The organism is Bacillus sp. mrc49, assembly GCF_002803435.1.
On the sequence record NZ_PHNG01000259.1, the window covers coordinates 1 to 607 of the forward strand.

Consider the following 607-nt stretch of genomic DNA (forward strand, 5'->3'; position numbering starts at 1 on the left):
ATGGCATGCCAAACATTCTTTCACCTATTTTACTGATGCATTCGTTTGTGCCCTCAATGATCAGCCTTCCACGAATATCGCCTGTCATGCCGATGAGGACGCTGATGGATTCCTGCTCGAAAGGCTGCCTAAAGAGAGAGGGCTTTTGAATATCCAACGAGAAAGGAAGGACCGATTTGACAGCGAGAATGGTTCCATTCAGGACTTTTGTGATAACAGCGTTGCTTTCCATATAATATAATCCTCCGATAGTATGGGTTTATTCTCTATCTTACCAAATAAATAGGTTTTTTTACCTATTTATTTTAATGAATTAAGAAAAAATATAAGAGATCAACAAAAGTTGTAGTCATTTAGTTAGGAAGCATAAAAAATGTCCTTGTGGGTATATTATCCATATCAAGAATAATAAGGGGTGGGCTCATGCCGTATTTACTATCTGCTTCACATATAAAGCTGCCATATTTACTTTCACAGGATAAAATAATGGAATTTTCACGGGAGATCTTCGGACCTTCTTTTAAAAATATTGAACGGTTACTAAAGGCCTTTAAGAATGGACAAGTAGAGAATCGGTATTTTTCCAATGATCTTGATTGGTTTAAGG

2 pseudogenes are annotated in these 607 nt (G+C 36.7%); one reads left to right on the top strand and one right to left on the bottom strand.

The features are described 5' to 3' along the window. Positions 1 to 232 (bottom strand): annotated as a pseudogene (locus CVN76_RS01855) (chemotaxis protein CheX); the annotation flags it as partial. 191 nt (positions 233 to 423) lie between these two features. On the opposite strand from CVN76_RS01855, the pseudogene CVN76_RS31595 reads away from it, so the two are divergent. After that, a pseudogene (locus tag CVN76_RS31595) lies at positions 424 to 607 on the top strand (type III polyketide synthase); the annotation flags it as partial.